The 5,101-nt window shown below is 55.4% G+C and carries 1 protein-coding gene; it reads left to right on the top strand.

What is annotated here, in order from left to right; all coding sequences use genetic code 11:
- Positions 1-47 precede the first annotated feature (47 nt).
- The coding region (locus tag ACL7TT_RS08720; protein ID WP_413394747.1) for an amino acid adenylation domain-containing protein at positions 48-5,101 on the top strand (5,054 nt) is incomplete at its 3' end.

The following is a 5,101-nucleotide window of genomic DNA, read 5'->3' as shown; positions in this document are numbered from 1 at the left end:
ACCTGTTGGTCAATGGGGGCATCTGTTCGGGCGACAGAGTCGGCTTGATGAGTAGCCGCAGTATCGATCTGCTGGTTGGTATGACCGGTATCTTCAAAGCGGGCGCGGTTTATGTACCGATGGACTCAAGCCATCCTGATAGTCGTTTGAGCTACATGATTGAAGATAGCGGCATCAAGGTGGTGGTGAGTGACGCCGAACATTTTGTCAGGGCAAACGGCTATCCAGCCATTGCTTTGTCGCTGGATAATGCCATGATGCTGGCAACCCAGTCGGTTAATGGGCCTGCTATCAATATCAATGGCGAAAGCCCTGCTTATGTCATTTATACCTCCGGTTCCACCGGCCAGCCGAAGGGGGTTGAAGTCTCCCACGGTGCCCTTTTAAACCTCAGTAGTAATATCAGTCGCTGGCCCACTTCTGACAAGGGGTGGGGTCTGACGGTGGCCTGCGGTTTTGATGCGTCATTGCAAGGCATCTGTCAGCTATTGGCAGGTCGGCCGCTGACTATCATCGATGATGCGCAGAAAATGGATGGCGCAGCGCTGGCAGCCGTACTGGAACTTGCCGATATCGGCGTTATGGATTGTACACCGGGCCTGGTGGATATGTGGTTCAGTGAAGGGCTGGCCACGGTGTTGCCGGATTTGATAATTGGCGGCGAAGCTATTTCCAGTCAGCTGTGGCAACAGTTGGTTCAGTGGCAACAAAAAAATGGCCGTACGGCGCTCAACGTGTATGGCCCGACAGAATGTTGTGTTGACAGTACCTGGTGCGTGATTGACGGCGATGAGCCGCACATCGGTGTTGCCGTGGATGGGGCCAGCTGTCATGTCCTGGACATGGGTGCCCAGCCGGTGGCACCTGGTACACCGGGTGAACTTTATATCGGCGGTGCCGGTCTTGCTTTTGGTTATGTCGGTAAGCCTGGGCTAACTGCAGATGCCTTTATCGACAACCCCTTCGGCAAAGGGCAGTTGTATCGCACGGCAGACAGGGTGTTGCAAAGCGAAAACGGCAAGCTGTATTTTCTCGGTCGCACCGACGACCAGATTAAACTGCGCGGCTACCGCATTGAGTTGGGCGAAATTGTTAATCAAATCAACAAGCTTGAAGGTGTAGCCTCCAGCCATGTGATTGTGATCGGAGAGCAGTTGGTCGCTTATGCGATAGCTGAACCTGAAGTTGTCGGCACGCTGTCTGAGCAGCTTGAAAAGAGACTGCCGGAATATATGGTACCTGCAACCTTTGTAGCGATTGAAGAGTGGCCGCTGACTGCCAACGGCAAGATTGACCGCAAAGCCCTGCCGATACCTGATGCTCTCAGTCAGCAGAACGAATATATTGCACCTGCCGGTGCAACCGAGCAGCGTCTGGCCGGGCTATGGGCGGACCTGCTGGAAGTGCCGGCAGATGAATTGAGTGTTACAGCTAACTTCTTTACGATCGGTGGGCACTCACTACTAGCCACTCGCCTGGCGGCCCGCATCCGCGATGCCTTCGAGGTGGATTTTTCCGTTCGGGCGGTGTTTGAGCACCCGACCATTCGCAAGCTTGTGGGAGTACTTAATCAAGCCGATGTTTCAGCAAGACCGCCACTGGTGGCGCAGCCTCGCGACGGTGATATTCCACTGTCGTTTGCCCAGCAGCGATTGTGGTTTATCGAGCAGTTGCAGGGCGCAAGCAGTCTGTACAACATGCCGTTTGCCACCCGTATTATTGGTCCTCTGGACAGCGACGTTGTAGCTCAGGCCCTTGAGGCCATCTTTCAGCGCCACGAAGTGCTACGCACCACTTACGAGTCGGTTAACGACGAACCGGTGCAGCACATTCACACTGATATGGCGCTACCGCTTATCTGCGAAGACCTGCGGGGCATGGCAGATAGCAGCCATCATATTCAAAAAGCGGTGAATGATGAAGCCTCCGCCCCGTTTGACTTGAGTTCTGACGCCATGCTCAGAGGGCGCCTGCTACACAGCGGTGATGAAGAGCATGTGCTGCTGCTGACCATGCATCACATCGCCTCGGACGGTGTGTCGATGGGTGTGCTGATGAATGAGTTTGGCCAGCTGATAGCCGGGCTTTCAACCGGCGTAGATGTTGTACAAATTCTCGAGCCGCTGTCTATTCAGTACGCCGATTATGCTCTGTGGCAGCGTGGCTGGTTGCAGGGTGAAGCGCTGGAACGTCAGTGCAGTTACTGGATGGAGCAACTGAGTGGACTGCCCACCACTCACAGTTTGAGACTCGATCGGTCCCGCCCGGCGCGGATGAGCCACCGTGGTGATCACGTGGATTTCTGGCTCGAAACTGATGCCCTTGATGCTCTCAAATTACTGGCGGCGGAACAGGACGTTACCCTGTTTATGCTATTGCACGGCGCTTTTGCGCTGCTAGTGGCCCGCCATAGTAACGAGCAGGACATCGTTGTCGGTACCCCAGTTGCCAGCCGCCCCCATATTGCTCTTGAGTCGCTAGTGGGCTTCTTCGTCAATACGCTGGTATTGCGGGTCGATGTCGACCCAACCTTGAAGCTCGGCGATTTCCTCGCTCAGATTAAAGCGGTTAATCTGGCTGCCCAGGAGCATCAGGACATCCCGTTTGAATTTCTGGTAGAACAGCTTAACCCTGAGCGCAGTCAGCAGCATACCCCGCTGTTCCAAATCATGCTGAACTTTTTGCAGGTGGGCGACGGCAGTCGTGCCCGAGACGCTGGTTTGACTTTCGAGTCCCTCTCAAGCGACGAAGAAGTGGCCAAATTTGAGCTGTCGTTGACATTGACCGAAGCCGGTCCAGTCGATCAGCGCCGCCTGCGATGCAGCTTCAACTATGCCACCGACTTGTTTGACCGCAGTACCATTGAGCAACTGGCAGAACGCTTCGGAGTGTTGCTTGCCACACTGTCGAAAAACCGCGATGCGTTGATTGGCAATCTGCCAATTCTGACCGAGTCCGATACCGCCATGGCCATGCGCCATTCTCAGCCGGTACCGGCGGGTTATCCCACCGACATGCAGCTGCAAGAGATTGTCGAACAACGTGCGGTCCAAATGCCCGATCAGACGGCGCTTGTATGTAGCGAGCGCAGCGTTAGCTATCGGACCCTCAACGAAACGGCTAACCGGCTGGCCCACTACCTGCGCCTGTGTGGTGTCGGCAGTGGCGATCCGGTCTGGTTATGTATGGATCGCTCCATTGAGAGTGTTACTAGCCAATTGGCGATACTCAAAGCCGGTGGTGCCTATGTGCCACTGGATCCGGATTATCCGGCAAAGCGACTCAACATGTTGATGGATAGTCATAAGTTTGATTGTCTGCTCGGCCTATCTGAGGCATTGGCGCGATTGAGCATAGAACCACAGGTGGCTCGAACCATTACAGTAGATGCACTGGATGTAGTAGATGCCATAGCAGCGCAACCGGCCACGAATTTGAACAGGCTGGCAGGGCAGGGGCCGGACAGCCTTGCCTACATGATGTTTACCTCCGGTTCCAGCGGTCAGCCGAAAGGGGTGATGACCCCTCATATCGGAGTTATCCGATTGCTGGCAGATCCCAATTTTATCGAACTGGACAGCAACACCCGTTCCCTTCATTTTGCCGCCCATGCATTCGATGCCTCAACGCTGGAGATCTGGGGGCCGATACTCAATGGCGGTTGCTGTGTCATTTACCCCTATAAGCGCATCGATATCGATGAGCTGAATCAGGTTATCCGTCGAGACTCGGTAACCTCAGTGTTCTTTACCTCCGGACTGTTCGACAAATGGAGCGAACAGCGCTATGACGTTGACTCGCTACGCTGGGTTATGACCGGTGGCGATGTGGTCTCGCCTCTGGCGGTGCAGCGGGTATACAGACACTACCCGAATGTAACCGTGATCAGCGCCTATGGCCCAACCGAAAACACCATCTACACCACCTGTTGCAAAGTCCCTTCTGAGCATCGCCTCAACACGGTGCCCATCGGCCTGCCGGTTACCGGCACCAGTGCCTTTGTGCTGTCACCGACAGGATCGCTGGTTCCTCCCGGTTGCGTAGGAGAGCTGTATACCGGCGGTGATGGCCTGGCGTTGGGATACCACAATCAGCCTGACATGACTGCTGAAGTGTTTGTCGACACCCCCTTCGGTGAGGGCAAGCTGTATCGTACCGGTGACCTTGTCTGGCAGGCAGATGATGGCCAGCTGATGTTTGCCGGGCGGAAAGATACTCAGGTTAAGGTGCGGGGCTTCAGGGTCGAGCCGGGCGAGATCATGCACCAGCTTAACGGTATCGATGGTGTAGTATCGTCACTCGTGCAGGTGATAGGTGACAGCGCCGCCGACAAACAACTGGTCGCCTGGGTGGTGGTCGAAAAAGACAATCCACCGACCCGGGAAGTGTTGCGCACCGAGTTGGCAGCACGCGTTCCGGAACACATGGTGCCGGGCTTTTTCCTTTTGCTGGACGACTGGCCACTGACGGCGGTGGGCAAAATTGACCGCAGGGCATTGCCGACACCCGATGCTCTCAGTCAGCAGGACGAATACATTGCCCCCGCCGACGAAATCGAGAAGCGCCTGGCTGGACTGTGGGCGGATCTGCTGGAAGTACCGGTAGATGAATTGAGTGTTACTGCCAATTTCTTCGTGATTGGTGGGCATTCACTACTAGCCACTCGCTTGGCGGCCCGCATCCGAGATGCCTTTGAAGTGGATTTTTCCGTTCGGGCGGTGTTTGAGCACCCGACCATTCACCAGCTTGTGGGAGTACTTAATCAAGCCGATGCTTCAGCAAGGCCGCCACTGGTGGAGCAGCCTCGCGACGGTGATATTCCACTGTCGTTTGCCCAGCAGCGATTGTGGTTTATCGAGCAGTTGCAGGGCGCAAGCGGCCTGTACAACATGCCGTTTGCCACCCGTATTATTGGTCCTCTGGACAGCGACGTTGTAGTTCAGGCCCTTGAGGCCATCTTTCAGCGCCACGAAGTGCTACGCACCACTTACGAGTCGGTTAACGACGAACCGGTGCAGCGCATTCACACTGATATGGCGCTACCGCTTATCCGCGAAGATCTGCGGGGCATGGCAGATAGCAGCCATCATATTCAAGAAGC

It is taken from the genome of Microbulbifer jejuensis, assembly GCF_047289955.1.
In the GTDB taxonomy this organism is placed as follows: domain Bacteria; phylum Pseudomonadota; class Gammaproteobacteria; order Pseudomonadales; family Cellvibrionaceae; genus Microbulbifer.
Note: the sequence above shows the minus strand (reverse complement) of the source record. Positions and strands in the feature narration are given on the sequence as shown.